This is a genomic window from Haloactinospora alba (assembly GCF_006717075.1).
Lineage (GTDB): Bacteria > Actinomycetota > Actinomycetes > Streptosporangiales > Streptosporangiaceae > Haloactinospora > Haloactinospora alba.
In genome coordinates, this window is the sequence record NZ_VFQC01000001.1 from 2,119,073 (window position 1) to 2,144,360 (window position 25,288).

A 25,288-nucleotide genomic window follows, 5' to 3' on the forward strand; every position below is an offset into this window, starting at 1 on the left:
CGCGCGTCGGGTGTCAGGGGCGTACGACGCCGGTCTGGTTCCGCTCGTAGTAGCCGTCCAGCTGGACCTCCTGGACGGGCTTCTCCGGGTTGGAGGCGTGCACCATCTTGCCGTCCCCGGCGTAGATCCCCACGTGCGAGGGACCGTCGTAGAAGAAGAGGAGGTCACCGGGCTGCTTCTCGCTCCAGGAGACGCTCTGCCCAGCGTTGATCTGGTCGTAGGTGGTGCGGGGCAGGTTCACTCCGGCCTGCTTCCAGGCGTGCTGGGTCAGGCTGGAGCAGTCCCACACGTCGGGGCCGTTGGCGCCCAGTTGGTAGCTGTCCCCGATCTGGGCGTAGGCGAAGTCCAGTGCCGCTCCAGCGTCGCCGGAGGCCGAGCCGGTGTAGGAGGCGGACGAGGAGTTACCGGACCCGCCGCCGACCTCTTCCTGCTGTTCGGCGGTCAGCTCGTCGAGCAGGTCCTCCTTCTCCTCGAGCTTCTCCTCGGCGTCCTCCTTGGCGGACTCGGCCTCGTCGAGCTTCTCCTTCGCCTCTTCCTCGGTCTCCTCCGCTTCGGACTTGAGGTCGTCGAGCTCTTCCTTCCTCTCCAGGTAGCTCCGCAGGTTCTCCTGCTGGTTCTCGGAGAGGTAGCCGAGGTCGGATGCCTGCTCCAGCGCGTCCTGGGGGCCGTCCGAGCTGATCAGGTAGGCCGGCGACGTGTAGTCCACGCCGCTGTAGGCGGCGTTGGCCAGGGTCCGCACGTCCTCCTGCATCGTGTCCAGCTCTTCCTGGGCGTCCTCCTGCTTGGACTCGATGTCCTCGAGTTTCTCCTGGGCGGCGTCATGCTCTTCCTTGGCCTGGTTGTACTCGTCGGCCAGGCTGGCGTAATCCTCCTCAAGCTGCTCGACCTCGTCCTTGACCTCGTCGAGCGACGGGTCCGCCTGGGCGGTGCCCGTGGACATCAGCAGGGCACCAACCGCGACGAAACCGACGGCCGCGAGGTGACGACGATACGAGCCACGTTCATGGTGGTCGTCCATGGTGGTGGCACACCTTTCTCCCAATGGTCCGCCTGCCGGTACGCGCAACCGGTGTCGAGGGGGCCTCTCTGGCGACACGTGGTCAGGGGTTGTGCTCAGGGGCCCGGCCTCCGCACCAGGGGGTTGCGGGGACATGTGCGGAGTTCGGCGGGAACGGGCCGTGCCGTCCTGGTGACGGCGAGAACGACGGCGCCGCTCGGCGGGGAACCCTACTGTATCGTGCGCTCCCCTCTCAACTATTTCGTTACTTTTTACCTTAATCTACGGAATATCCGGAAATAACACTGCTGCCCGAACACGCGGTGTCCAGGCGGCAGGAAGACCCGCGGGATCGGGGGTTCTACGGACGGACCCCGAACTGGAACTTACTGTCCCAGTGACCCGCCATGGAGACCACCTGGACGTTCTTGCCCGTACGCGGAGCGTGCACCATCTGGTCGTTTCCGGCGTACATGCCCATGTGGCCCAACCCGTCGAAGAAGACCAGGTCGCCCGGTTGCAGCTGGCCACGGGAGACACGGTTACCGACCTCGGCCTGCGTGTAGGTCGTCCGCGGCAGGTCGACCCCGGCGGCCTCCCACGCGCGCATGGTCAGGCCGGAGCAGTCGTAACCGTCCGGTCCGGCACCGCCGTACACGTAGGGCTTACCGATCTGGGCGTAGGCGAAGTCGAGGGCGGTGCGCGCGTCACCGGAGGCGCTCCCCTCGTAGCTGCCCCCCTCGGTGTCGCCCTCACCGGCCGGGTCGGCGTCGGGGAACTCCTCGAGCAGGGACTCCTGCTCGTCGATCTTGTCCTCGACCTCGTCCTTCTTGTCCTCGATCTCCTCTTTCTTGTCCTTGGCGTCCTCCAGGGCGCTGTCCGCTTCCTCCTTGAGTTTGAACAGCCGTTCCGAGGACTCGCTGAAGTCGTCGAGCTCCTTCTTCTGGCTCTCCGAGAGGTACCCGAGGTCGGCCGACTGGTCGAGAAGGTCGTCCGGTTCCTCCACCGAGAGCACTGTGCTCGTCGCATCGAGCTCAGTGGACTTGTAAGCGGCGCTGGCGAACTCGGCTACCTTGTCCTGCAGTTCCTCGTAGCGGTCCTGCTCGTCGCCGACGTCGTCCTCGAGTTCGTCGGCCTTCTTCTTCGCCGCGTCGTAGTCCTCTTTCGCCTGGTTGTACTCGTCGACGAGACGTCCCGCCTCGTCGTTGAGCTCGTCGATCCGGTCCTCGACCTCCTCCTGGGAGGGGTCCGGATCGGCGTGGGCGACTCCGGACGGCACGATCAGACTGCCGGCCGCAACGGCTCCGATGCCGGCGGCGAACCGGTGCGCCGTACGCCGACCACCACTACTCGCCATGGCGGTACACGCTCCTTCTGGTTAAGAATCCACATGCGCAGACGGGACATCGGCGCCCGCAACGGGGGTGGAGGAGAAGCCTGCTCCGGGACAGGCAGGCGGGAATGCTCCGGGAAAAACGTAGCGGACCGCCACCCTCACCTCAACCAGGGAGACACATCCATAACGCCCAGCACGCCGGGATCGTGCGGATTGTGCGTTACCCGCGCTCCGTCAGCCACCGCAGGAACAGCGCGGAGGGCACCGTGCGCGCCCCCTCCCGGCGGACGGCGAGAACGATCTCGTGGTCCGAGGTCACCACGGCCAGGGGGCGGCCCGTGGGCTCGCCCCGGACGAGGCGGATGATCAGGTCGTCGGCGGTCTCCTCCGGGTCGCTGAACAGCAACCGGATCCGGCGCGCCGTCGACCGCGCCGGCTGGGGGTCCACGTCCGCGCCGTCGAAGACGCAGGTGATCTCTGCTTTCGTCTGGCTCGTGATGCCTTCCAGCGAGGAGACGAGCCGCAGCCGCTGGTCCGCCAGCGGAAGGGCGGGATACCCCGTCTTGGTGACGTTGTAGCCGTCCACCAGCAGGTGGACACGCGGCAGCGCCAGCAGGTCGTCCACGACCCCCGGGTCGTCGTCGGGGCGCCCGTGGCTGCGACGTTCGGGTTCGGGCTGTGGCTGTTCCCTGGCCATCAGATCCGCCGGGGTGTCGATGGAGCTGGGAAGCGCGAGTTCCCGCCGCAACCCGTGCGCGGATTCCAGTAACACGTCCAGAAGCACGCGCAGCCGCGCGTCATCCGCGCTGCGCCCCGCCCGCGCGGCCCGCCGGGCGTTCTCCACCTGCTCCTCGGCGGCGGCGACCCGGTTACGCAACCGACGGTTCTCCGCATCCACGGCGTTGGCGTGGTTCTCCGCCTCCGTGCTGCGTTCCTGCGCGCGTGCGGTCGCCTGTTCGGCCCTCTCCTCCGCCTCCCGCACACGTTGCCGCTGACTGTGCATCTTCCGCCTGAGGTCGGCGATCGTCCGACGCTGTTCGCGCAACTCGCCACGCAGCCGGTTGGTCTCCTCCCGGTGCTGGGTTTTGCTCTCCTCCAGCTGACGCCTGAGGTCGGCGATCGTGTCCTCCGCCTCCGCGGCCTCCTTCGCGCTCTCCTGACGCTCCAGCTCGTCGTGGACGCGCTCCACGACCGCGGCCCACCCGCGCGGCCGAACGACATAGGCAGCGGCAGCCACCGCAACCGGATCAGCGGCGGGAGGAACCTCCCCCTCGCGCAGCCGTGTCACGAGTTCCGGCCAGAACCGTTCCACCTGCTGGGCCACGCGGGAACGGAAGCTGGAGTCGCTCTCCAGTTGGGCGGCGATCTGCGGACCCGCCAGTCGTGCCCGGCGCCGCGGCTCGAACTTGGCCACCCGCCGCAGGGCGGCGGGAACCTCCGAACTCGGCAGGGAGCCCAGGACATCCGACCCGTACTCGACAACCCTGCTGCGCACTCTCTCCGGCAGCGGCCGGGACAGGGAGTCGGGGGACGCGGCCCCCTCCTCACGTGAGGAAGAGGCCGCGCCCTCCGGGTCATCGCCGGAGCTCATTCCCGCTCCGCACCGTTCTCGGCGGCGACGAGCTCCTCCGCGGCGGGACGGTCGACGATCTCCACCGAGTCGACCGTGTCACACCAGCGGCACCGCACCTGCTCAACAGTCTCGTTCAGGATCTCGTGCTCCTCGGTCCTACTCGCGCCGGAAAGATCGAAGTGCAGGTAATCACACGAACGTACAGTACGCGTCACGTCGAACCGGGTCAGGTTCCCGCACTGCACGCATCTCCAACGCTGGGTATCGGACGGTACCGAGACACTCACAACTATGTCCTCCTTACTTCCTCTACCGACCTTAGGCGCTGGCTACACGCAAGGTCCGGGCCATCTTTCCATGGCCGGGGCCCGAGGTCCGGGGGGCGGGTGGCGTTTACCCTGACGGGGTGACGCAGTCGCAACCTCACGTCCAAACCTCTCTTTACGACCTCGGCACGCCGCTTTCGCACGTCACCTTCGTCGTGGTGGACCTGGAGACCACCGGCACCCGCCCGCGGGAGGCGGGGATCACCGAGATCGGTGCGGTGAAGGTACGGGGCGGGGAGGTCCTGGGGGAGTTCACCACACTCACCAACCCGCGTACCCCTGTATCCCCGAACGTCACCATGCTCACCGGAATCACCAACGCCATGGTGGCCTCCGCCCCTCCCCTGGAGACGGTGCTTCCCGAGTTCCTGGAGTTCGCGGAGCTGGACGGGGACACGGTGCTGGTGGCCCACAACGCCCCGTTCGACGTGCGGTTCCTCACCGCCGCCTGTGCCGAGCACAACCATCGCTGGCCCCGCCCCACCGTGGTGGACACGTTGCGGATCGCGCGCCACACCCTCCCCCGGCACGAGGTCAGCAACCACAAGCTCACGACGCTCGCCTCGTTCTTCGGCGTGACGGAACAGCCCGTCCACCGCGCGCTGGAGGACGCGCGCGCCACGGTCGGGGTACTGCACGGGCTGTTCGAACGTCTGGGGCCGTTGGGGATCGACACACTGGAAGAGCTGCGCCGGTTCGGCCCCAAACCGACCCAGGCGCAGCGGAGCAAGCGCCACCTCGCCCGGGACGTCCCGCACGGCCCCGGGGTCTACGTCTTCGTCGACGCCGCGGGAGACACCCTGTACGTGGGCAAGAGCTCGGACGTGCGCACCCGTGTGCGGTCCTACTTCACCGCCGGGGAGACCCGGGGCCGGATCCGCGAGATGATCCCCCGCGTCGAGAGGGTCGTCCCGATCCCCTGCGCCACGGCGCTGGAGGCTGACGTGCGGGAGCTGCGTCTCATCGCCGAACGCAAACCGCCCTACAACCGCCGCTCCCGCGCGCCGGAACGGACAGCGTGGCTCACGCTGACGGAGGAGGAGCGCCCCCGGCTGACGATCGTGCGGACGTCCCAGAACGACGGCGGTCCGTGCATCGGGCCGTTCAGCTCCACACGCGAGGCGGAAAGCGTCCGGGATATGCTGCACCCCGTTCTCCGCCTGCGACGCAGCGCCTGCCAGGCCGCCCGCGAGGAACCGGAGGACTACGCGACGCGTGCCGCGGCCGCGCGCGAGGCACTGTTCACCGACCCTGCTCCGGTGGTCGAGACCCTGTTCGCCCGCATCTCGGAGCTCTCCGCCGACCTCCGCTTCGAGGAGGCTGCCACCGCACGCGACCAGCTCAGCGCCTTCCTCTCGGCGGCCGCCCGGACACAACGGCTGGCGGCGCTCGCCCGGATCCCCCACCTGGTCGTGGCACGTCCCGCGGCATCGGGCTGGGAGACACACGTCGTCCGCCACGGCCGCCTGGCGGGCAGTGGCGTACTGGAACCGGGGCGCGATCCGCAGGCGTTCACTGACTCCCTGGTACGTACCGCGGAGACGGTGCCGCCCGGCGTCGGCCCGGTCCCGCGCGCCAGCGCCGCGGAGACGGAACGGGTACTGGCGTGGCTGGACGCCCCGGACCTGCGGATCGTGGAGATCGAGGGATTCTGGACGTGCCCTGTCACCAGCGCGGAGAGATACCGCGACCTGACAGACTGGCGGCATGGCGGGCATCCCACTCAGTGACGACTACCCGGTACGACGGGTTCCGGCGGTCAGCTACCTGCTCATCACCGCGAACGTTCTCGTCTACCTTCTCTCGCCGTTGTCGTTATTGGCGACCTGGTACGGGGTCGACCTGCAGGTACGGGCGTGTGCGCTGGAAAGCTACCTGTTGCGGTGGGCGGTCATTCCCACTGAGCTCCTGGCCGGGGAACAGCTGTCCGCCGTCTCCTCCTGCCCGGGCTCCGACGTCACCAAGGTGGTGTGGCTCTCCCCCGCCACCGCCATGTTCCTGCACGGCGACGTCGTCCACCTGCTGAGCAACATGGTGTACCTGTTCGTGTTCGGTCCCGTGGTCGAGGACCGGCTGGGACGAACACGCTACGCCGTTCTCTACGCGGCTTCGGGGGTTCTGGCGACGTACGCCTTCGCCTTCACACAGCCCGGCTCCGCGTCCCCGATGCTGGGGGCCTCCGGCGCGATCTCCGGCGTGCTCGGGGCCTATCTCGCCGTGCAGTTCCGCAGCCGCGTCACCACACTGATCTTCTTCGTGCTGCCAATCCGTCTGCCGGGGTGGGTACTGGTGCTCAGCTACTTCGTGCTCCAGTACTTCCTGTACATCAGTGTCGCGCTCTTTCCCGGAGCCGAGGATTCGGGTGTAGCCTACGCCGCGCACGTGTACGGCTTCATCGCCGGTCTGCTCGGCGGAGCCGTCATCTACCGCATACGCTGGCGGTCCGGCAGGCGCCTGTCCGACGTGCACTAGACAGCCGGTGTCCGCACGCCACGATTTCGCAGGAGAGCTCGTGATCACTGCCATCGTCATGATCAAGACCGACGTCGACCGTATCTCGGAGGTGGCGGAGACCGTCGCCGACATCGACGGCGTCAGCGAGGTGTACTCCGTGACAGGAGACGTCGACCTGATCGCGATAGTTCGGGTGGCCGGACACGAGGAACTCGCCGAGGTCATCCCGGGCCGGGTGAACAAGACCACCGGGGTGCGCTCCTCCGACACGCACATCGCGTTCCACACGTACTCCCAGCACGACCTGGACGCGGCGTTCTCCCTGGGGACATAGCCCTCGGGTCGCGCTCAGCACCGGTCCGGTGGAACACGGCGGTTTCCGGGCCCACCGGACCCGCGACACCGCGCGAGGACCGGGTGCGTCCCTCACACGCCCGCGCGCTTGGCGAACTGCTGGCTGGCGGCGATCCAGTCCTCCAGTGTCGCCGTCGCCGCGCCGCTGTCCACGGCGGATGCCGCCCTCTCGTATCCCGAACGCAGCAGCTCGACGAGGCCCGCGGAACCGTTCTGGTCCTCGTCGGCGGCCGCGATCGTCGCGGCCGCGTTCAGTAGCACGGCCTCCCGAACCGGGCCCCGCTCGCCGGAAAGCACCGCGCGCAGGACACCGGCGTTGAACTCGACGTCCCCGCCACGCAGCGCCTCCGGGTCGCAACGCTCGATTCCGAGGTCTGCGGGGTCGAACTCCCGTTCCTGGATCTCGCCCCCGCAGACGCGCCAGACCCGGGACGTGGTGGTCGTGGTCAGCTCGTCCAACCCGTCGTCACCGCGGAACACCAGCGCGGAGGCGTTCCGTTGGGCGAACACTCCCGCGATGGTCTCGCACATCTCCCGGTCGAAAACCCCGACGGCTCCGGCTGTCGGACGCGCGGGGTTCGTCAGCGGCCCGAGGAAGTTGAAGACCGTGGGCACCCCGAGTTCGCGACGCGGTTTGGCCGCGTACCGCAGCGAGGGGTGGAAGAGCGGCGCGAAACAGAACGTGATTCCGGTCGTCTCGGCCACCTGCCGCGTCTGCTCCGGAGGGAGGTCGATGACAACGCCGAGCCGCTCCAGGACGTCAGCCGTTCCGCAGGAGGAGGAGGCCGCACGGTTGCCGTGTTTGACGACCTGGCAGCCCGCCGCGGCAGCGACGATGGCGGCCATCGTCGAGATGTTGACGGTGTGCGCCCGGTCCCCGCCGGTGCCCACGATGTCCACCGTGCGCCCCGGGACATCGAGCCGCACGGCGTGGTCCAGCATGCCCTGGGACAGGCCGGTGACCTCCGCGACGCTGGCGCCCTTCGCACGCAGCGCGATGGCGAACCCGGCGATCTGGGCGTCGGACACGGACCCTGTCATGATCTCGCGCATGGCCCATTCCGTGTCCGCCGCCGACAGCGACACACCGTCCAGCAGGGACGTGATCAGTTCGGGCCAGGTCCGGTCTTGTGGTCTCACGTGGCTCCCATCCCGGCTGTCAGTTCTGCTGCGCGGAGAGCTCGGCGGCACGGCCACGCATGAGCTCCGCCAGCGCCTCGGCCAACGCCACCGGGTCTATGGGGTGGCTGACGACCCTGTCCGCGCGTGACCACGTGGCGAGCCACCCGTCGTCCCGCCTACCGATGAGCAACAGCACCGGCGGGCACCGGAACACCTCGTCCTTGACCTCCCGGCAGACGCCCATGCCTCCTGCCGGGGCGGACTCGCCGTCGAAAATGGCGACGTCGACAGCGGTGTCCGGGTCGTGCAGTCGCTTGTGCACGGCGGGAGCGGTGGCGCACTCCAGGAACTCGACCTTGGGGACGTCAGCGGCGGGCCTGCGCCCGATGGCGAGACGCACCTGCTCGCGCACAGCCGGCTTGTCGCTGTAAATGAGAATGCGCATTCCCCTAGGATGCCACCAAGGACGCACCAGTGGCCACGCATCAGCGGTACGGTGGGGGCGGTAGCGGAGCCGACGCCATCGGCGATCGGGCACGTTACGGGGGGTCGTGCAGCACTCGTCGCCAGATACCGCAATAATGCTGCCGTGGCGACAGTAACCGCGAACCAAGAAGCTCAACCGACACCAGTGCATGGTGCGGCCAAACGACCTGACCTGGTGAGCGTTGGCACCATCGTGTGGTTGTCCAACGAACTCATGTTCTTTGCGGCGCTGTTCGCGATGTACTTCACCATCCGATCAGTGACGGTGGGAGACCCCGAGCTGGGACCGTGGCCGGCCACCGACTTGAACGTCGGCTACGCCCTGGTCTTCACCATCATCCTCGTGGCCTCCAGCTTCACTGCGCAGGCGGGTGTTTGGGCCGCCGAGCGCGGTGACGTGGGCAAGCTCCGGATGTGGTTCATCATCTCGTTCCTGATGGGCCTGGTCTTCGTACTCGGGCAGGCGAACGAGTACCGCGAACTCGTGCACGAGGGGCTGACTCTGCAGTCCAGCGCCTACGGCTCGATGTTCTACCTCACCACGGGCTTCCACGGCCTCCACGTCATCGGTGGTCTCATCGCGTTCCTGCTCATGCTGGGACGGACGTACGCCGCGAAGCGCTTCACCCACCAACAGGCCACCAGTGCCATCGTCGTGTCCTACTACTGGCACTTCGTGGACGTGGTCTGGGTCGCTTTGTTCGCATCCATCTACTTCATCCAGTAACCCGAAACGGGGAAACCGTGAAATGGATTAACGCGCGGCGGCGGCATCCCCTAGCGGGGTATGTCGTCGTCCTCATCGCGCTCGCGTTCTTCGGGGCGGGCTACGCCTTCCTGGCCCCCGACCCGGGAACCGCGGAAGCGCAGACTCTTGCCGCGGAAAGCACGAGCGACGACCGGGAACAGCCCGACGTCGCCAGGGGCAAGGAGATCTACAACAAGAGCTGTGCGAGCTGCCACGGAACCGACTTCTCCGGTACCGACGACGCCCCTGCGCTCACCGATGTTGGCGGCGCCGCGATCGACTTCCAGGTAAGCACCGGGCGTATGCCCTCGACCGACCCCGACACGCAGATGCCGCGCAAGGCCCCGGTGTTCTCCCAGGAAGAGATCAACGACCTGATCGCCTACTACAAGCAGGAAGGCGGCAGCGGGCCGGAGGTACCCCAGGGGGTTCCCGGCAGTGCTCCCCAACGCGCCGACTTCTCCGACGAGGAGGAGTACGAGGCCGCCAAGGAGGAGTACGACGAGGCCAAGGAGAGCTACGTCTCCGGTGCGGAGGACACCGAGTCGGGGATGAAGCTGTACCTGACCAACTGCGCGCACTGCCACAGCTGGTCGGGTGGCGGCGGTGCCCTCACCGGCGGCAACTACGCGCCGGAGATCCACGAGGCCTCGCCGCGCCAGCTCTACGAGGCGATGATCACTGGCCCCAGCCAAATGCCCGTGTTCAACGACGCGAGTATCACACCGGATGAGAAACAGGATCTGATCGCCTATGTGAAGGAGCTGCAGGCCGAGCCGGACGCGGGTGGTGTCTTCGCCCTGAACCGGGTCGGTCAGGTCGCCGAGGGCTTCATCGGCTGGACCGTCGGCCTCAGCCTGATCGTGGCGTGCGCGATCTGGATCACCGCGAAGCAGCGAGCCCATGACTGATAACAACACCAACCACGACAATGGAGGTGCCGAGGACCGCGACCGGGTCATCGGCACCCCGTCGTCCGCTGATGACGACGCGATCATCGCCGCCGAGGAGGATCAGCACCCCGAGCACGAGGGGGCGTATCCGGCCGAGGAGACGCAGAAGCACTCGGAGGAGGTGCAGCGTCGCGGCGAGAAGGTGGCCGCACTGTGGTTCGTCCTCGCGTTCCTCGCCGGGATCGGATTCTTCGTGGCTTATTTCGCCTTCCCGCCGAACGCGGAGGGGGAACCGGCCATCGCCAACCCCCAGACCGGCCAGTACTCCAACATGGCGTTGGGGGGGACTCTCACCGTCGCACTGTTCGCGATCGGGGCCGGCATGACCGTGTGGGCACGCAAGGTCATGCCGCACTACGAGGTCTCCTCACCGTACGACGAGCTTCCCTCGCCCGCCGAGGAGAAGAGTTCGTTCGGTGACTTCTTCATGAAGGGCGCGAACGAGAGCGGACTGACCAAGCGCCCCCTCATGCGCCGTACGATGCTGGCCGCGATGCTGCCGTTGGGGCTGGCGCCCCTGGTGCTGCTTCGGGACACCGGCCCGCTTCCCGGCGACAAGCTCAAACACACCATGTGGCGGAAGGGCATGCGCATGGTCGTGGAGGGCGGCACCGGAGAGGGCGACGACCAGTGGATCCGGGCCGAGGACCTGGCGAACGAGCCCGGCGGGATGATCACCGCCCTGCCCTACGCCGAACCCACCGAGGAGCACCCGGAGGGCCTGAGCCTGGACGAGAAGGCGAAGGCCGTGGTCCTGCTGATCCGGATGCCCCAGGACTCCTGGGGCGAACGGATGAAGGAGGAGAACGGCAAACGACTCGACTGGACCCAGGACGGGATCGTCGCCTACTCCAAGATCTGCACCCATGTGGGCTGTCCCGCCGCGCTGTACGAGCGGGATACCCACCGGATTCTGTGCCCGTGCCACCAGTCGACGTTCGATGCCGCCAACGCCGCCGAGGTCGTTTTCGGACCAGCGCACCGCCCTCTACCCCAGCTACCGCTCTCGGTGGATGACGAGGGATACCTGGTCGCCGACGGTGACTTCGACACTGCGGTCGGACCGACCTTCTGGGACGCGGAGAGGGGTGAGTAGCCGGTGAGTACGAGCTCCCAGCCGCCCAAAGGGCTGCGCAATGTCGGTAACTACATCGACGACCGGTTCCATTTGGCGAAGCTCGGGGAGAAGAACCTGCGCAAGGTCTTCCCGAACCACTGGTCGTTCATGCTGGGCGAGATCGCGCTGTACTCGTTCATCATCCTGCTCGTCACCGGGGTCTTTCTGACCCTGTGGTTCAACCCGAGCATGTCGGAGACCGTCTACGAGGGCTCCTACGAGCGCATGCACGGCGTCCACATGAGCGAGGCCTACGCCTCGACGCTCTACATCGACTTCGATGTACGCGGCGGGTTCCTCATGCGGCAGATCCACCACTGGGCGGCGCTGATCTTCGTCGCAGCCCTGGTGACACACATGCTCCGGGTCTTCTTCACCGGCGCGTTCCGCAAGCCCCGCGAGATCAACTGGATCATCGGCGTCGTGATCTTCATGCTCGCCATCGTGGAGGGACTCTTCGGTTACTCGCTTCCCGACGACCTCCCGTCCGGCATGGGTGTGCGGATCCTGCAGGGTGTGATCCTGGCGATCCCGGTCATCGGCACCTACGTGATGATGTTCCTCTTCGGGGGGCAGTTCCCGGGCGAGGACATCATCCCGCGGCTGTACATGCTGCACATCCTGCTCATCCCGGGGATCCTGCTGGCGCTGATCGTCGCCCACATATTCATCCTGTGGCACCAGAAGCACACCCAGTATCCGGGGCAGGGGCGAACGGAGAAGAAAGTCGTCGGGACACCGATGTTCCCCGGCTTCGCCATCAAGGCCGGAGGATTCTTCTTCTTCGTGTTCGCCATTGTCACCGGTCTCAGCGCGTTCGTGCAGATCAACCCGATCCACCTGTTCGGGCCGTTCACCCCGACATCCATCACATCGGGCCTGCAGCCCGACTGGTACATGGGCTTCATGGAGGGGTCGCTCCGGATCTTCCCGAACTGGTTCGACTTCAGCATCGCCGGGTACGCGGTACCGACCGGTGTCCTGGTCCCGGGGCTCGTCATCCCCGGCGCCATCTTCGGCGCTCTGCTGCTGTGGCCGTTCGTGGAGCAGTGGATCAGCGGCGACAAGCGTCACCACAACGTGGCCGACCGCCCGCGCAACGCCCCGGTCCGCACGGGCCTCGGCGTGGCCGGCATGGTCTTCTACGGCCTGCTGTGGTTGGCGGGCGCCAACGACGTGCTCGCCGAGACGTTCTCCATCAGCCTGTACGCGACGACGTGGTTCTTCCGGATCTTCGTCATCGCGGGGCCGATCATCGGGTTCATCGTCACGAAACGCATCTGTCTGGGGCTGCAGCTCCGGGACCGTGAGACTCTGGAGCACGGTTACGAGAGCGGCAACATCCAGCAGCTCCCCAGCGGGGAGTTCGTCGAGGTGCACCGGGAGTCCTCCGCGGACACGGTCAGCGTGCTGCAGAGCAAGAAGGAGGCACCCGCCCCGGCTCCCACGGTGGACGAGAACGGTGTCGAGTCCCCGGCCGCCCGCGGCCTCAAGGGACGGCTCCGTCGTGCGCTGGCCCACTGGTACACGAAGGACAACGTTTCCTTCGAGGGAGTCGAGCCGCACAGCGCCCACCACGGCCACGGCGAAGGGGGCTCCTCGGAGGAGGAGACCGCAGCCAGCCACTGACACGGCGCTCGGCACTCGGCCCGGCCCTCCGGTTCGCGCGGAACACCTCCGCACGGCACCGGGCGGCCGGGCCTTACTGTGTCTCCCCCGAGCCCCGGGCGAACCCTCCCGGGACCAGCCGGTGGGCCCCACGGCCACGCGCGCCGACTCCGTGACGGGCCACAGCCCCGACTGTCGTCCGACCCCCTCACACCATCGGCCACTGTGTCCCCATCTCCTCTCCGTGCCACTGATGGGCGCACACGGGAATCGGAGTCCGGCCCCGGAGCCGGACGGGTGCGCCCCACCGGCAGCCGGCGGGCAGAACACGCCGATCATCCGAGAGGAACGGTGGCACGCGGTGCGTCCGCGGAGGCCCGCTCGGGTCTTCCCGCCGCCCGGCCGGGGCACGGGGCTGTCCCGGACGTGTCAGGCGGAGCCGGCGGGGTGTGGGGGTCGCGCGCCGTCGGCGCTGCGGGAAGCCGTCGCAGCTGCCTGGAAGGCCCCGGCAGCGTCCGCCGCCCCGCGGTGGGGACGCTGCCGGGCTTCGGGGGAACGGCCGGGAGAACCCTGCCGGCGCGCCCGGATGGACGCGCCGGCAGGGCGGGAGCGGGGAAGGCCGCGAGCCGGGAGGGGCTCCGCGGCCGCTCGTGGGGGTCACCCGGCCGGAGGAGGGAATTCTCCGGTGTCGCTGTCGGGGGCTCTTCGCGGGAACGGGATTCCCGGACCCGCTACTCGTCGGTGGTGTGCACCGAGCCGGGGGTCCCCTCCTCGTCGGTCCTGTCGGGCTCGCCCGTCGCGCTGTTCTCCAGCCACTGGTCCCACGAGCGCTGCCAGTAGCCCCAGCCGTTGTCCACCTCGAGCTCGCGGTCGGTCCCCTCCACAACGAGCGGGTCACCCTGGTAGCTGTTCTCGTAGAACCACTTGGCGTCCTCGGTGGACATGTTGGGGCAGCCGTGGCTCGTGTTCTCCTCGCCCAGTGCCGCGCTGTTCCACGGGGCCGCGTGGGTGAACTCGCCACTGTTGGAGAAGCGCACCGCGTACTCCACGTCGAGCTTGTAGCCCTCGGGACTGTCGACGGGGACCCCGGTCGTGGAGGAGTCCATCGTCAGCTCACGGCGTTTGTTCATCGTCAGGTGCGTACCGCTGGTGGTGGTGTACTTCTCCACGTTGGCCTTGCCGATGCTGACCGGGAACTTCTGGATCTGCTCACCGTCGCGCTCCACCGTCATCTGGTGGGAGTCGCTGTCGATGGTGCTGACCTGCTTCCGCCCCACCTCGAAGTTGAGCCGGTGGTTCTCGATGCCGTGGACCCCCTCGCTGGCCTCGGTCCCGGCCAGGTGCATGTCCACGGTCACCTCCGTTCCGGAGGGCCAGTACTCCTTGGGCCGGAACACGGCCATGTCATCGCCGAACCAGTTCCAGGCACCCTGGGTCGGCTCGTCAGCGGACACCTCGATGGAGTTCTCCACCTGCTTCTTGTTCTCCACCGGAAGGTCGAAGTTGACGATGACCGGCATTCCCACACCCACGGTCTCGCCGCTGGTCGGGAAGTTGGACACCAGCTCCAGCCGCTGCCCCTGGGGCGCCGGCACGGTGCTGAACTCGCTGACGGCCTCGCTCTCCTCACCGTCCTCGTTCTCGGCGGTGGCGGTCACCGTGACGTCCGCACCGGGCTTCAGGTTCCACTCGCTGACCCACTCGGTCTTGTCGTCGTTCAGCTGCCCGGTGACCTCGTCGACGGCGGAGTCGGACCCGTCCCCGGTGTCGGCTCCGCCGCTCTGCTCCACCTGTACGTCGGTGATGCTTCCCCCGTCCGCCTGGACCGTGACGGGGACGTCGGGACGGACTTCGGAACCACCGTCCTCAGGAAGGACCTTGACCGTGACCGGGTCGCTTCCCCCCTCCGCGCCCGCGGTGTCAGCACCTTCGGAACCGGAACCGGAGCATGCGGCGGTGAGGCCGAGGGCTAACACCGCCAGCCCCGCACCCGCACGGCGGTGCGCCGTTGGGAATGCGCTGTCCTTCACGCCTGGTCCTCCAGCATCCAGCTCGACCCACGTTGCTCTACACCCGCTGGGACGCGCCCCGAATCGGGACAGTTCCTGACAAACCAGCGGCACGTTCGCGGGCTACAACAACAAGCATTATTGGGGGAAAGCCCGCACCAAAAGAATACCCCGGTTCCCTTCCGGATGGCTCACGGGCCGGAAGGGAACCGGGGTAGGGCGAAGGTCAGCCGCGGCGTGCGGCCTAGTGCTCGAACTCGTGGCGGTAGTACTCGAAGACCCAGCCGATGACGGTCAGCATCAGTGCGAAACCGCCGATGAACACCATCCACCAGCCGATCGCCACCCCGACGGCGGTGAACGCGACCGCCATGGCGACGAACAGCGGCCACCAGCTGTGCGGGCTGAAGAAGCCGTAGTCTCCGGCGTTCTCGGCGATCTCCCCGTCGAGTCGCTCCTCTGGCGGAGGACCGTGGTGGTGTTCGCTACGGCGTGCCGACTGCCAGATCCAGAAACCGACCATCCACCCGAAGGCGATCGCGACGATCAGCGCGACCGTCCCGGTCCATTCGACGCTTCCTTCGGAGACCCACGCCCAGTAGGCGTACAGTGCCGCGACCAGACCGAAGAAGGTCGAGACACCCATAAACATGTATGCCTGCATCTTCATGCTCGGACTCGCCTCCTAGGTCGCGCTCGACGGTTCCGGCGCCGCGCCGGGAGCCGCAGCGTGCGGATGGTGCAGGTCGAACGCGGGGCGTTCGGAACGGATACGCGGCAGCGAGGTGAAGTTGTGCCGCGGTGGCGGGCACGACGTCGCCCACTCCAGCGAGCACCCGTACTCCCACGGGTCGTCCACGGTGACCTTGGCCGCGTTCTTGTGGGTGATCCACATGTTCCAGAAGAACACCAGGGTGGAAGCGCCCAGGACGAACGCGCTGATCGAGGAGATCATGTTCAGCGTGGTGAAACCGTCGGCGGGGTGGTAGTCGGCGTACCGCCGCGGGAAGCCCTCAGCGCCCAGCCAGTGCTGCACCAGGAACGTGCCGTGGAACCCGAAGAAGAGCAGCCAGAAGTGGATCTTGCCCAGCGTCTCGTTCAGTAGCTTCCCGGTGAACTTGGGCCACCAGAAGTAGAACCCGGCGAACATCGCGAAGACCACGGTGCCGAACACGACGTAGTGGAAGTGGGCCACGACGAAGTAGCTGTCGGTGACGTGGAAGTCGATGGGCGGGGAGGCCAGCAGCACACCGGTGAGTCCACCGAACAGGAACGTCACCAGGAAGCCGACGACGAACAGCATGGGGGTGCTGAACACCAGCTGGCCGCGCCACATCGTGCCGATCCAGTTGAAGAACTTCACACCGGTGGGAACGGCGATGAGGAAGCTCATGAAGGAGAAGAACGGCAGCAGCACGGCCCCGGTCGGGAACATGTGGTGCGCCCACACCGTGACGGAGAGTCCGGTGATCGCGATGGTCGCTCCCACCAGGCTCTTGTAGCCGAAGATCGGTTTGCGGCTGAACACCGGGAGGATCTCGGTGACGATGCCGAAGAACGGCAACGCGATGATGTACACCTCGGGGTGCCCGAAGAACCAGAACAGGTGCTGCCAGAGGATGGCGCCGCCGTGTTCCGCGTCGTAGACGTGGGTGCCGATCATCCGGTCCGCTCCCAGCGCCACCAGGGCGGCTGTCAGCACGGGGAACGCGATCAGCACGAGCACGCTGGTCAGCAGCGTGTTCCACGAGAAGATCGACATCCTGAACATCGTCATCCCGGGCGCGCGCATGACCAGCCCGGTGGTGATGAAGTTGACCGCGGCGAGGATCGTTCCCAGACCGCTGACCACCAGTCCCAGGATCCACAGGTCGCCTCCGATGCCCGGCGACCGGACCGCGTCCGAGAGCGGGGTGTAGGCGAACCAGCCGAAGCTGGCGGCGCCACCGGGGGTGAGGAATCCGCCGACGACGATCAGGCCGCCGAACAGGAACAGGTAGTAGCCGAAGATGTTCATCCGGGGGAACGCCACGTCCGGAGCACCGATGTGCAACGGCATGATGATGTTGGCGAACCCGACGAACAGCGGTGTGGCGAACAACAGCAGCATGATGGTGCCGTGCATGGTGAACAGCTGGTTGAACTGTTCGTTGGTCACCACCTGCAGGCCCGGCCACAGCAGCTCGGCGCGGATCAGCAGCGCCAGCAGACCGGCGAAGACGAAGAACCCGAACGAGGTGATCAGGTACATGTACCCGATCGTCTTGTGGTCGGTCGACGTCAGCCAGTCGACGATGATCGACCCTTTACGGGTGGTCGTGGGTGCGGGAGTCGCAACGCTGGACGGAGTCACTGTCGTCATCAGTCGCCAGCCTCCTCGGCCTCGTCGCGGGTAGCCGCAGCGTCCGCTTCCTCATCCTGCTGCTCGGTCGGGGTCTCCTGCTGTTCGGAGCCGTTCTGGGCCTGAGCCTCCTGCTCCTCGACCCACGCGTCGTACTCCTCGGAGTCCACGACCTTGACGTCGAACAGCATCTCACTGTGGTCGACGCCGCAGAGCTCTGCGCAGCGGCCACGGTAGACACCCTCAGTGCCCTCGTTGATCTTCACCTGGAACTCGTTGTCCTTGCCCGGGATCACGTCCATCTTGAACGCGAACTCGGGTACCCAGAACGAGTGGATGACGTCCGGTGAGGTCAGGTCGAAGTGCACGACCTCTCCCTCGGGGAGAACGAGGGTCGGCAGGTCGTCGGGGGTTCCCACGGTGGAGAACCGGGTCTCCGGCTCGGCACCGTCACCTGCCTCGCTCTTGGGCTCGTCCAGGTAGTTGAACTGCCAGCTCCACTGGAAAGCGACCACCTCGACGTTGACGTCGGCTGGTTCGTCGGTCTCCAGCAGGTAGGTCTGGTCGCGCGCGGTGAAGTAGAAAAGGACAGAAATGATAACGATCGGCAGCACGGTGTAGAGCGCCTCGATGGGCATGTTGTAGCGCACCTGCGGCGGCAGCTGCTCGGAGCGCTTGCGGTGGAAGATGACCGACCAGATGGTCAGCCCCCACACCAGGATGCCGACCGCGAACGCCGCCACCCACGAGCCCTGCCAGAGCGTGAGCACGCGCTCTGCCTGCTCAGTGATCGGCTCCGGCACGCCCAGCCGGGTGAACTCGTTCGAGGCGCAGCCGGTCGCGGCCATGCCCAACGCGGCCAACGCTACGCCGCGCGGTGCCCATCGGCGCAGCGCGGGGCGCCGATTCCTAAGGCGGGTCGGACTCACGGATTGCCTTCCCAGCGATGATGCCCGCGTCCAACGCGGGCGGTCGTGTATCCCAAGCTCGTCAAGGGGCAACATATCGCGACTCACCCGCCGTGCTGCTCACGGACATGCGTAAACCAGCGTGTTACTCGGCGCACGGCGGCTGGCACTCGCGTTTCTGCCACCCCGGCCCGCCTGTAGAGACGGGCTAAGGCGAGAGTACCGCTGCCTTCACGTCCTCTTTAACCGGGTACCGGTTAGCCACCAGGACGGGTAGGGATCGGGGGTGAACCGAACCCACGAGGAGGAGCCCGTGTCCGACCAGCCGCTGGTAACGATCGAAGCGATCGGACGGAAATGCCCCGTTCCCGTCATCATGCTCGCCGAGAGGATCCGCGAGGTCCCCATCGGCTCGCTCGTCGCCGTTACCGCCGACGATCCGGCGGCCAGGACCGACATTCCTTCCTGGTGCCGGATGAAGATGCAGGAGTTCGTCGCCGAACACCCGCTGGACCATGGTAGCGCCTTTCACGTCCGGCGCATGTACTGAGTCCGGGACAACAACGGGACCGCGCACCCGGCGGGTGCGCGGTCCCGTGTATCCGGGCTGTCCGGTTGTTACCGCGCGTAGTACTCGACGACGAGCTGCTCGTCGAAGGGAATCGGCACCTGCTCGCGCGACGGGCGGTCGACGACCGCCACCCGCAGGTCCGAGTGGCTCACGGCGAGGTAGCCCGCAGTGCGCTCGTCAGCGTGCACACCCTCGGCAGCCTCGACGAACGGGACCAGCTTCTTGGACTTCTCCCGAACGCTGACGATCTGCCCCGGCTTGACCTGGAACGAGGGAATGTCCACTTTCTGGCCGTCCACGGTGATGTGACCGTGGTTCACGTACTGCCGGGCCGCGTAGATCGAGGGAGCCAGCCCCGAGCGCAGCACGACCGACACGAGCCGCATTTCCAGCTCGGCGATCATCTCCTCGCCGGTACGGCCGGAACGCTTGCGGGCGCTCTCGTACACCCGGGCGAGCTGCTTCTCCGACAGGTCGTAGTACCAGCGCAGCTTCTGCTTCTCTGCCTGGCGCACCGCGTAGTCGCTGCTCGAGCGACGAACCCGGCGGCCGTGCTCGCCCGGCGGGTAGGGCCGCTTCTCGAAGTAGCTGACCGCCTTACGGGTCAGCGGGGTACCGGCGCGCCGGGACAACCGCACCTTAGGTCCGGTGTAGCGCATTCACGTCCTCCGTCTGTTTTCATCAAGAGAGTCCGAGGTAAGGCTCGCCTAGGTCTCGGAGGTGCCACACAGCAACCCGGTCGCGTCCGTCCCACGGACACGACCGCTCCCGTACCGCCACAGAGACCCCCACCGTGGCGGCGTTGGCGTATCTGAACCCGGCGCGCATCTCAGCGCGCCGGGGCGGGATCACGCCGCTGGCACCGCGGGCGTGTAACACCGCCGGGTGCCGCGGCGCGTGGGTCGCGCTCCCACTGTACGCGTTCTCCACGGGTGGCCCGAACACACGTGTGCCCGTCGGGAACACTCCCGACGGGCACGACACGGGTAGCTCAACCCGGTGTCACAGGAAGGCCTCGGCCTCGCGAGCGCTCTCCTCGCCGTAGGAGTCGGTGAGCTTCCTGAGCAGGCTCTCCTTCGTCAGCGTGTACTCCTGGGGCCCATCGGCCTCCAGGCAGTGCACGGCGGTGGCGTTCCCCACCTGGGCGGAGCGCTCCAGGCTGAGGCCCCATCCCAGGGCGGTGAGGAAACCGGCCCGGAAGGCGTCTCCCACACCGGTGGGCTCGCCGATGGAGGTCACCGCGGCGGAGGGAACGTGCACCGGCGGCTCACCCTTGCGCGCGATCTCGACGCCCTTGGCGCCGAGCGTGGTGATCCGCATACCGACCCGGTCCAGGATCTCCTCTTCGCTCCACCCGCTCTTCTGCTCGGCGAGCGCCTTCTCGTACTCGTTGGTGAACAGGTAGGTGGCGCCCTCGATGAGCTGGCGGACGTCCGGCCCTTCCAGCAGGGCCAGCTGTTGGGAGGGGTCGGCGGCGAAGGGGATACCGCGCTCCCGGCACTCCTTACTGTGCTGCACCATCGCCTTGGGGTCGTTGGCGCCGATCAGGACCAGCTCGATCCCGTGCTGCGCGGTCAGTGACGCGAGCTCGATGTCACTGGCCTCGGCCATGGCACCGGGGTAGAACGAGGCGATCTGGTTCTGGTCGAGGTCGGTCGTGCAGACGAAGCGAGCGGTGTGCTTCCTCTCGGAGATCCGCACGCCGGAGGCGTCCACTCCATGGCTTTCCAGGTAGGACTTGTACCCGTCGAAGTCGGCACCGGCCCCGCCCACGAGGAGGGGACGCGCACCCAGCCGTGCCATGGCGAAGGAGATGTTAGGCGCAACCCCACCGCGCCGGACGTCCAACTCGTCCACCAGGAACGACAGGGAGATCTGCTCGAGCTGGTCAGCGATGATCTGCTCGGAGAACCGCCCGCCGAAGGACATCAGGTGATCGGTAGCGATAGATCCGGTTACAGCGATGCGCACTCTGTAGGGCTCCTTGTATCGGGGAGACAAGACAAGCCCCAAGAGTACCCAGCGTCCTTCGCCGGCTCCGGAAGGCCCCCTCGAATTCCCTATGTTCCTGACCCTGCGCATCCGGGCGAACACAGCACCGGCCCGTGCGACACGCACTCGCACGGGCCGGTGCTCGGGGCTCCTCAGTTGAAGGAGTCGCCGCAGGCGCAGGAGCCGGTCGCGTTGGGGTTGTCGATGGTGAAGCCCTGCTTCTCGATGGTGTCGACGAAGTCGATCGTGGCACCGATCAGGTAGGGCGCGCTCATCCGGTCGGTAACGACCTCGACGCCACCGAAATCGGCCACCACGTCGCCGTCGAGCTCACGCTCGTCGAAGAAGAGCTGGTACCGCAGTCCCGAGCAGCCGCCCGGCTGGACAGCGACACGAAGACGAAGATCGTCCCTGCCCTCCTGGTCGAGCAGACCCTTGATCTTGCTCGAAGCCTCGTCAGTCAGGATGACCCCTTGCGCGGTGGCCTCGCTCTGAACCGTCATCTGCTAGTTCCTCCAAAACAGGCGTGGCGGCCGCCACGGCGACCTGGTTGCTCCTCGGCCGCCTCAACGCCGAGGCTCGGTTGTGCATTCCTGCCAATGGCGGGCACGCGCGCTGGTACTGCCTCCAGGTTAGGCCGTTGAGTGACGACGGGCTACCGTCGCCGCAAGCGTACGCAGCTCGGCGGCCGGCTGTTCGAGCGCGGCCTCCACCGAACCGGCGGACTCCACCAGGGAGTACGTCGACGTGATGCCAGCCGCCCGCGCCTCGTGTGGGGCCACGTCCACCACCCCGGCCACCACCGCGCACGCGGTTCCTCGCTTCGCGGCCGTGGTGGCGACACCGTGGGGGAGCTTGCCCCGCAGCGACTGGGAGTCGAACGACCCCTCCCCAGTGAGGACCAGGTCGGCCGACGCCACCCGTTCGGCGAGTCCCACCGCTTCCAGTACCCGCTGCACCCCCGACTCCACACTTCCGTCGAGAAGCAGGAGAGCATAGCCCAGGCCGCCCGCCGCGCCCGCTCCTGGAGTGTTGCGGAACTCACCTCCCACCGTGACGGCGTCGGCGAAGGTGGAGAGCGCCGTTTCCAGGCGCCGCACCTGCTCCTCGTCCGCTCCCTTCTGCGGGCCGAAGACGGCCGACGCCCCGCTGTCGCCGACGAGGGGGTTGTCCACGTCCGTGGCGGCGACCAGCCGCACACCGGCGGTGGCGGCACGGGCCGGGGCCAGGTTCACGGGACCGGTGAGTGCGGCGAGGGGCGATCCCCCGTGGGCCAGGAGGTCACTCGGGGCGGCGCCGAGCGCGGCGAGCATCCCCGCGCCGCCGTCGTTGGTCGCGCTGCCTCCGAGCCCCACGACGGCGGTCTCGGCGCCTTCGGAGACGGCATGGGAGATCAGCTCCCCCACGCCGTAACTGGTCGCGTGTTCCGGGTTTCGCTGTGTGGCGGGCACCAGGTGCAGCCCGCACGCCTGGGCACTCTCGATGTAGGCGGTGGCGGTGTCGGACACGAGAAGGTACTCGGCGTCCACCGGGTTTCCCTGGGGCCCGGTCACGGTTACGGACACGCGCTTCCCACCCAGGGCGGTGTGCAGCACTTCGACGAAACCGGGGCCACCGTCGGACAGGGGAACGCGCTCGATGTCCGCGTCGGGGTCGGTCTCGTGCCATCCCTGGGCGAGCGCCTCGGCGGCCTCGACCGCGGAGAGGGTTCCGGCGAACTTGTCTGGGGCAATAACGATACGCACGGTTCCAGTCTGCCCGCAGGCACCCGCCGCGACCAGCCCTCTGCGGAAAATTTATCCACTTTACGAGATTTATTTTCCGCTTCACGAAATAAACGTATGGCAGCGCTCCTAGAAGACGAGCGTGTCCAACCACCGTTCCCACGGTTCCCGGTTACCCGTCAGCACGCGGCTGTGACCGTTCTCGAGCGAAAGCCGCCGGGCGACCACCAGCGCCAGTTCCCCCGGCGGCCCGGCGAGCGTCGAGTCCGCGGGCTCGTCAGCGGTGGCGTGCCTCGTGGTGAAACCGTCCGTGCCGAGGTCGACGCGCCAGTGCACGTCACTGTCGGTGGCCGACAGCGCCAGCACCCCCGGGGTCTCCGGCCCCGTCGGGACTCCCTTGTACTCGTGCACAACGGCGATGATCCCGAAGAACTCGTCGATGGCGTCGACTCCGTACTGATACTCCTCCGGAGCGGGTTCCCCAGCGCCAGTTCCGCGTCGGCCCGGTGGACCGCCGTCTCGTGCAGCGCGCGGCGCGGCCAGAAGCGGGCGTGGTTGTCACTGCTCCAACTCCACACCGGGGTCTCCGGATCGGCTCCCCGGAACGCCGACTCCATCACCTCCGCACCCTCCGCCAACCACGCCGGATAGGCCTCGAACGTCTCCGGAGCCGGAGCGTTCACCTCCAGCATCCGGGTACTGCGCTGTTCGACCAGGGCGGCGAACCAGCGGTGCGCCCGGCCCACATGCCGCAGCAACTCGCCCAGGCTCCACTCCGGACACGTCGGCACGGTGACGGTGAGGTCGGCGCCCTCCACCATCCCGGCGAGCCTTCGGGTCTCCGCTCCCACCGCCTCGATATACGTCCCGTAGCTCAACCGGTGGCACGCCTCGGTTGGTTCCGGGACAACCGCGTCGGTCATAGGGCTTCCTCACGTCGTGCGGGGGGTAACCGCCCACGGACACATCCTCCCGGTGGGAACGTATCCCTTCCCAACGACGCGACGAGGCAACCCGCTACAGTCCGGGGGCCCCGTACACCGGGAACCACCGGGACTTGTCCTTCTCCAGCGGAACGTCGTTGCCCACGGTCGCCTCGATCTGCAGCTCGAGCGCGTTGTCCCTGCGCTGCCCTCCGGCCGGGACGAACGGGTAGAAGGTGCCGCGCTTGTAGAGGTACACCAGGGCGACCTTGCGCCCCCTGTCGTCGGCGAACGCCACCAGGGAGCACAGCAGGGACGGGCCGAACCCGGCCTGTTCCAGCGAGGAGTTGACCGCGTGGATGTCGGTGACCAGGTCACTGATGTCGCCCGTCTCCGGATTGCCGCCCCGGAGCACCAGCCAGGTGTAACCGTACTCATCCGACACAGGTTCGGTGGCCGGTCCACTTCCCGTGTTGAGCAGCTCGGTGATGTCCTGCTCGACGTCGGCGAAGGCCCGTCCTTCGGTCGGACGGAACGCCACGGACCCCACGCCGGTGGGGACGAACCCTGTCGCGGCGCGCAGGGTCACGGCCGCCGACGGCAGGCTGAACAACTGGTCCAGATCGGGTTTGGCCGGTTTGGAACGGCCCAGCAGGGCACGCAGGAAACTCATGCCGATACTCGTCTCGCTCTCGTCACGGAAGGGCGATGCCCCTCCCGGGGTTACGCTCCGGTGCCAAGGTTGCGGGAGATCTCGCCGAGCTGGGCGAGGCGCTGCTCGACCGGGGGGTGGGTGGCGAACAGCTGACTGAGGCTGAACCCCTTCTTGGAGAACGCCGGGGTGAAGAAGAAGGCGTTGAACGGTTCCACCTGGCGCAGGTCCTTGCTCGGAATCCGCGCCATGTCGCCCGTGATCTTGGTCAGGGCGCTGCCGAGCGTCGAGGGTTGCCCGGTCAGGTAGGCGGCGGCGCGGTCGGCCGAGAGTTCCCGGTACCGCGACAGGACGCGGGTCAGCACGAAACTGACCGCCCACACCACGGCACTGATCACCACGACCGCCAGCGCGATCAGGGCGGGGTTGTTCTGGTCACGTCCACGGCCCCCGCCGGAGAACAGCGCGAAACGCAGCGCTATCTGGGTGAGGAAGCCCGCCACGATCCCGAGGAAGCCGGCGATGGTCATCACCATCACGTCCCGGTGGGCGACATGGGACAGTTCGTGGGCCAGCACCGCCTCCAGCTCGCCCTTCTCCAGCCGGCGCATGAGGCCGGTGGTCGCGCACACCACCGTGTTCTTCTCGTTGTGTCCGGTGGCGAACGCGTTGGGCACGTCCGTTTCCGCGACGGCGACCCTGGGTTTGGGCATGTCGGCCATCGCGCACAGCCGGTCCACCACGGCGTGCAGCTCGGGCGCCTGCTCCGGGGTGACCTCCCGGGCCCCCATCGAGTACACCGCGACCTTGTCCGAGGAGAAGTACTGGATCACCGCGAACACCGCGACGAGTCCGGCGACCAGGTACCACGGCACGCCGACGAGGACCAGCAGGACGACGAACGCCACGTAGACGACGCCCAGCAGGGCCATCGTCGCCACCATACGGACTGTCAGCCCACGGTCGGGAATGAACTTGGAACCTGCCACGGCGTTCCGCCTTTCAGCGAACGGTTCCGTTACTGAACGGACTCACTGCAGTCTAGTCCGGTCAGGTTGGAATTCCGTAAGACGAGCCGTGGCCTGTCGTCCTCT

The 25,288-nt window shown here is 67.4% G+C and carries 26 protein-coding genes and 1 pseudogene; 9 read left to right on the forward strand and 18 right to left on the reverse strand.

Annotated elements, in window-relative coordinates:
• Positions 1 to 13: 13 nt before the first annotated feature.
• From FHX37_RS09510 to FHX37_RS09525, 4 genes are all read right to left on the reverse strand, one after another.
• Complete coding sequence (locus tag FHX37_RS09510) at positions 14 to 1,018, reverse strand: C40 family peptidase (RefSeq protein WP_141923583.1); 1,005 nt, start codon at positions 1,016 to 1,018, stop codon at positions 14 to 16.
• A gap of 340 nt (positions 1,019 to 1,358) precedes the next feature.
• A complete protein-coding gene (locus tag FHX37_RS09515) occupies positions 1,359 to 2,354 on the reverse strand; it encodes a C40 family peptidase (protein WP_141923584.1) in 996 nt (331 codons plus the stop codon).
• A gap of 199 nt (positions 2,355 to 2,553) precedes the next feature.
• Positions 2,554 to 3,924: an NYN domain-containing protein gene (locus FHX37_RS09520; protein WP_141923585.1), complete on the reverse strand. Its 1,371-nt coding sequence runs from the start codon at positions 3,922 to 3,924 to the stop codon at positions 2,554 to 2,556.
• Positions 3,921 to 4,193 (reverse strand): hypothetical protein, encoded by a 273-nt coding sequence (locus tag FHX37_RS09525; RefSeq protein ID WP_141923586.1) that lies wholly within the window; start codon positions 4,191 to 4,193, stop codon positions 3,921 to 3,923. Before FHX37_RS09525 ends, FHX37_RS09520 begins: the two co-directional genes overlap by 4 nt.
• A 119-nt stretch (positions 4,194 to 4,312) precedes the next feature.
• On the opposite strand from FHX37_RS09525, the gene FHX37_RS09530 reads away from it, so the two are divergent.
• The 3 genes from FHX37_RS09530 to FHX37_RS09540 are packed head-to-tail and all read left to right on the forward strand — an operon-like array spanning position 4,313 to position 7,020.
• Positions 4,313 to 5,962, forward strand: coding sequence for a DEDD exonuclease domain-containing protein (locus FHX37_RS09530; RefSeq protein WP_141923587.1), 1,650 nt, complete (start codon positions 4,313 to 4,315; stop codon positions 5,960 to 5,962).
• Complete coding sequence (locus FHX37_RS09535) at positions 5,940 to 6,704, forward strand: rhomboid family intramembrane serine protease (protein WP_141923588.1); 765 nt, start codon at positions 5,940 to 5,942, stop codon at positions 6,702 to 6,704. Before FHX37_RS09530 ends, FHX37_RS09535 begins: the two co-directional genes overlap by 23 nt.
• Before the next feature lie 40 nt (positions 6,705 to 6,744).
• Positions 6,745 to 7,020: an Lrp/AsnC family transcriptional regulator gene (locus tag FHX37_RS09540; RefSeq protein WP_141923589.1), complete on the forward strand. Its 276-nt coding sequence runs from the start codon at positions 6,745 to 6,747 to the stop codon at positions 7,018 to 7,020.
• A 92-nt stretch (positions 7,021 to 7,112) separates the two neighbouring features.
• On the opposite strand, the gene trpD is transcribed toward FHX37_RS09540, so the two are convergent.
• Both trpD and FHX37_RS09550 read right to left on the reverse strand, forming a co-directional pair.
• On the reverse strand, positions 7,113 to 8,180 hold the full coding sequence (gene trpD / locus FHX37_RS09545; protein WP_246062216.1) for an anthranilate phosphoribosyltransferase: 1,068 nt from the start codon (positions 8,178 to 8,180) through the stop codon (positions 7,113 to 7,115).
• A gap of 19 nt (positions 8,181 to 8,199) precedes the next feature.
• On the reverse strand, positions 8,200 to 8,607 hold the full coding sequence (locus tag FHX37_RS09550) for a response regulator transcription factor (RefSeq protein WP_141923591.1): 408 nt from the start codon (positions 8,605 to 8,607) through the stop codon (positions 8,200 to 8,202).
• Between the two features lie 186 nt (positions 8,608 to 8,793).
• Here FHX37_RS09550 and ctaE point away from each other — a divergent pair, with 186 nt between their 5' ends.
• The 4 genes from ctaE to qcrB are packed head-to-tail and all read left to right on the forward strand — an operon-like array spanning position 8,794 to position 13,095.
• Positions 8,794 to 9,375 (forward strand): aa3-type cytochrome oxidase subunit III, encoded by a 582-nt coding sequence (gene ctaE, locus FHX37_RS09555; RefSeq protein WP_449405185.1) that lies wholly within the window; start codon positions 8,794 to 8,796, stop codon positions 9,373 to 9,375.
• A gap of 17 nt (positions 9,376 to 9,392) precedes the next feature.
• Complete coding sequence (gene qcrC, locus FHX37_RS09560) at positions 9,393 to 10,307, forward strand: cytochrome bc1 complex diheme cytochrome c subunit (RefSeq protein ID WP_141923593.1); 915 nt, start codon at positions 9,393 to 9,395, stop codon at positions 10,305 to 10,307.
• Complete coding sequence (gene qcrA, locus FHX37_RS09565) at positions 10,300 to 11,445, forward strand: cytochrome bc1 complex Rieske iron-sulfur subunit (RefSeq protein ID WP_141923594.1); 1,146 nt, start codon at positions 10,300 to 10,302, stop codon at positions 11,443 to 11,445. Before qcrC ends, qcrA begins: the two co-directional genes overlap by 8 nt.
• A 3-nt stretch (positions 11,446 to 11,448) precedes the next feature.
• Positions 11,449 to 13,095 carry a cytochrome bc1 complex cytochrome b subunit gene (gene qcrB / locus FHX37_RS09570; RefSeq protein ID WP_141923595.1) on the forward strand — a complete coding sequence of 549 codons (1,647 nt, stop codon included), beginning with the start codon at positions 11,449 to 11,451 and terminating at the stop codon, positions 13,093 to 13,095.
• 710 nt (positions 13,096 to 13,805) lie between these two features.
• Here qcrB and FHX37_RS09575 read toward each other — a convergent pair.
• The 4 genes from FHX37_RS09575 to ctaC all read right to left on the reverse strand — a co-directional run bounded on the left by FHX37_RS09575 (position 13,806) and on the right by ctaC (position 18,353).
• Entirely contained in the window at positions 13,806 to 15,104 is a 1,299-nt protein-coding gene (locus FHX37_RS09575) for a L,D-transpeptidase (RefSeq protein ID WP_141923596.1), read from the reverse strand.
• Between the two features lie 223 nt (positions 15,105 to 15,327).
• On the reverse strand, positions 15,328 to 15,753 hold the full coding sequence (locus tag FHX37_RS09580) for a cytochrome c oxidase subunit 4 (RefSeq protein WP_141923597.1): 426 nt from the start codon (positions 15,751 to 15,753) through the stop codon (positions 15,328 to 15,330).
• Positions 15,754 to 15,768: 15 nt separating this feature from the next.
• A complete protein-coding gene (ctaD, locus tag FHX37_RS09585) occupies positions 15,769 to 17,445 on the reverse strand; it encodes an aa3-type cytochrome oxidase subunit I (protein ID WP_141923598.1) in 1,677 nt (558 codons plus the stop codon).
• Positions 17,445 to 18,353 carry an aa3-type cytochrome oxidase subunit II gene (gene ctaC, locus FHX37_RS09590; protein ID WP_449405180.1) on the reverse strand — a complete coding sequence of 303 codons (909 nt, stop codon included), beginning with the start codon at positions 18,351 to 18,353 and terminating at the stop codon, positions 17,445 to 17,447. The genes ctaD and ctaC overlap by 1 nt, the downstream gene beginning before the upstream one ends.
• Positions 18,354 to 18,645: 292 nt before the next feature.
• On the opposite strand from ctaC, the gene FHX37_RS09595 reads away from it, so the two are divergent.
• On the forward strand, positions 18,646 to 18,882 hold the full coding sequence (locus tag FHX37_RS09595; RefSeq protein WP_141925154.1) for a sulfurtransferase TusA family protein: 237 nt from the start codon (positions 18,646 to 18,648) through the stop codon (positions 18,880 to 18,882).
• Between the two features lie 68 nt (positions 18,883 to 18,950).
• On the opposite strand, the gene rpsD is transcribed toward FHX37_RS09595, so the two are convergent.
• The 5 genes from rpsD to FHX37_RS23515 all read right to left on the reverse strand — a co-directional run bounded on the left by rpsD (position 18,951) and on the right by FHX37_RS23515 (position 23,030).
• Complete coding sequence (gene rpsD, locus FHX37_RS09600; RefSeq protein WP_141923599.1) at positions 18,951 to 19,562, reverse strand: 30S ribosomal protein S4; 612 nt, start codon at positions 19,560 to 19,562, stop codon at positions 18,951 to 18,953.
• Positions 19,563 to 19,905: 343 nt separating this feature from the next.
• A complete protein-coding gene (locus tag FHX37_RS09605; RefSeq protein WP_141923600.1) occupies positions 19,906 to 20,874 on the reverse strand; it encodes a carbohydrate kinase family protein in 969 nt (322 codons plus the stop codon).
• A 173-nt stretch (positions 20,875 to 21,047) separates the two neighbouring features.
• Positions 21,048 to 21,398, reverse strand: a complete 351-nt coding sequence (locus tag FHX37_RS09610) for a HesB/IscA family protein (protein ID WP_141923601.1) — start codon at positions 21,396 to 21,398, stop codon at positions 21,048 to 21,050.
• A gap of 129 nt (positions 21,399 to 21,527) precedes the next feature.
• Positions 21,528 to 22,640 (reverse strand): glycerate kinase family protein, encoded by a 1,113-nt coding sequence (locus FHX37_RS09615; protein WP_141923602.1) that lies wholly within the window; start codon positions 22,638 to 22,640, stop codon positions 21,528 to 21,530.
• Between the two features lie 108 nt (positions 22,641 to 22,748).
• Positions 22,749 to 23,030 carry a hypothetical protein gene (locus tag FHX37_RS23515; RefSeq protein ID WP_246062217.1) on the reverse strand — a complete coding sequence of 94 codons (282 nt, stop codon included), beginning with the start codon at positions 23,028 to 23,030 and terminating at the stop codon, positions 22,749 to 22,751.
• Here FHX37_RS23515 and FHX37_RS23520 point away from each other — a divergent pair.
• Entirely contained in the window at positions 23,025 to 23,270 is a 246-nt protein-coding gene (locus FHX37_RS23520) for a hypothetical protein (protein WP_246062218.1), read from the forward strand. The two genes, FHX37_RS23515 and FHX37_RS23520, sit on opposite strands and share 6 nt — an antisense overlap.
• Here FHX37_RS23520 and FHX37_RS24075 read toward each other — a convergent pair.
• The 3 genes and pseudogenes from FHX37_RS24075 to htpX all read right to left on the reverse strand — a co-directional run.
• Positions 23,153 to 23,542, reverse strand: a pseudogene (locus tag FHX37_RS24075) (maleylpyruvate isomerase N-terminal domain-containing protein); the annotation flags it as partial. The gene FHX37_RS23520 and the pseudogene FHX37_RS24075 overlap by 118 nt on opposite strands.
• Before the next feature lie 94 nt (positions 23,543 to 23,636).
• On the reverse strand, positions 23,637 to 24,215 hold the full coding sequence (gene pspAB / locus FHX37_RS09625; protein WP_141923604.1) for a PspA-associated protein PspAB: 579 nt from the start codon (positions 24,213 to 24,215) through the stop codon (positions 23,637 to 23,639).
• Between the two features lie 50 nt (positions 24,216 to 24,265).
• The gene (gene htpX / locus FHX37_RS09630) at positions 24,266 to 25,183 is read right to left on the reverse strand and encodes a zinc metalloprotease HtpX (RefSeq protein WP_141923605.1); all 918 of its coding nucleotides are present in this window, start codon (positions 25,181 to 25,183) and stop codon (positions 24,266 to 24,268) included.
• Positions 25,184 to 25,288 lie beyond the last annotated feature (105 nt).

Bases quoted from the DNA above. Each gene is read 5' to 3' on its own strand.
- rpsD (WP_141923599.1), bottom strand. From the start codon at position 19,562: ATGCGCTACACCGGACCTAAGGTGCGGTTGTCCCGGCGCGCCGGTACC.
- FHX37_RS09520 (WP_141923585.1), bottom strand. From the start codon at position 3,924: ATGAGCTCCGGCGATGACCCGGAGGGCGCGGCCTCTTCCTCACGTGAG.
- FHX37_RS09510 (WP_141923583.1), bottom strand. From the start codon at position 1,018: ATGGACGACCACCATGAACGTGGCTCGTATCGTCGTCACCTCGCGGCC.
- FHX37_RS09550 (WP_141923591.1), bottom strand. From the start codon at position 8,607: ATGCGCATTCTCATTTACAGCGACAAGCCGGCTGTGCGCGAGCAGGTG.
- FHX37_RS09580 (WP_141923597.1), bottom strand. From the start codon at position 15,753: ATGAAGATGCAGGCATACATGTTTATGGGTGTCTCGACCTTCTTCGGT.
- FHX37_RS09515 (WP_141923584.1), bottom strand. From the start codon at position 2,354: ATGGCGAGTAGTGGTGGTCGGCGTACGGCGCACCGGTTCGCCGCCGGC.
- qcrA (WP_141923594.1), top strand. From the start codon at position 10,300: ATGACTGATAACAACACCAACCACGACAATGGAGGTGCCGAGGACCGC.
- pspAB (WP_141923604.1), bottom strand. From the start codon at position 24,215: ATGAGTTTCCTGCGTGCCCTGCTGGGCCGTTCCAAACCGGCCAAACCC.
- FHX37_RS09535 (WP_141923588.1), top strand. From the start codon at position 5,940: ATGGCGGGCATCCCACTCAGTGACGACTACCCGGTACGACGGGTTCCG.
- ctaD (WP_141923598.1), bottom strand. From the start codon at position 17,445: ATGACGACAGTGACTCCGTCCAGCGTTGCGACTCCCGCACCCACGACC.
- FHX37_RS09610 (WP_141923601.1), bottom strand. From the start codon at position 21,398: ATGACGGTTCAGAGCGAGGCCACCGCGCAAGGGGTCATCCTGACTGAC.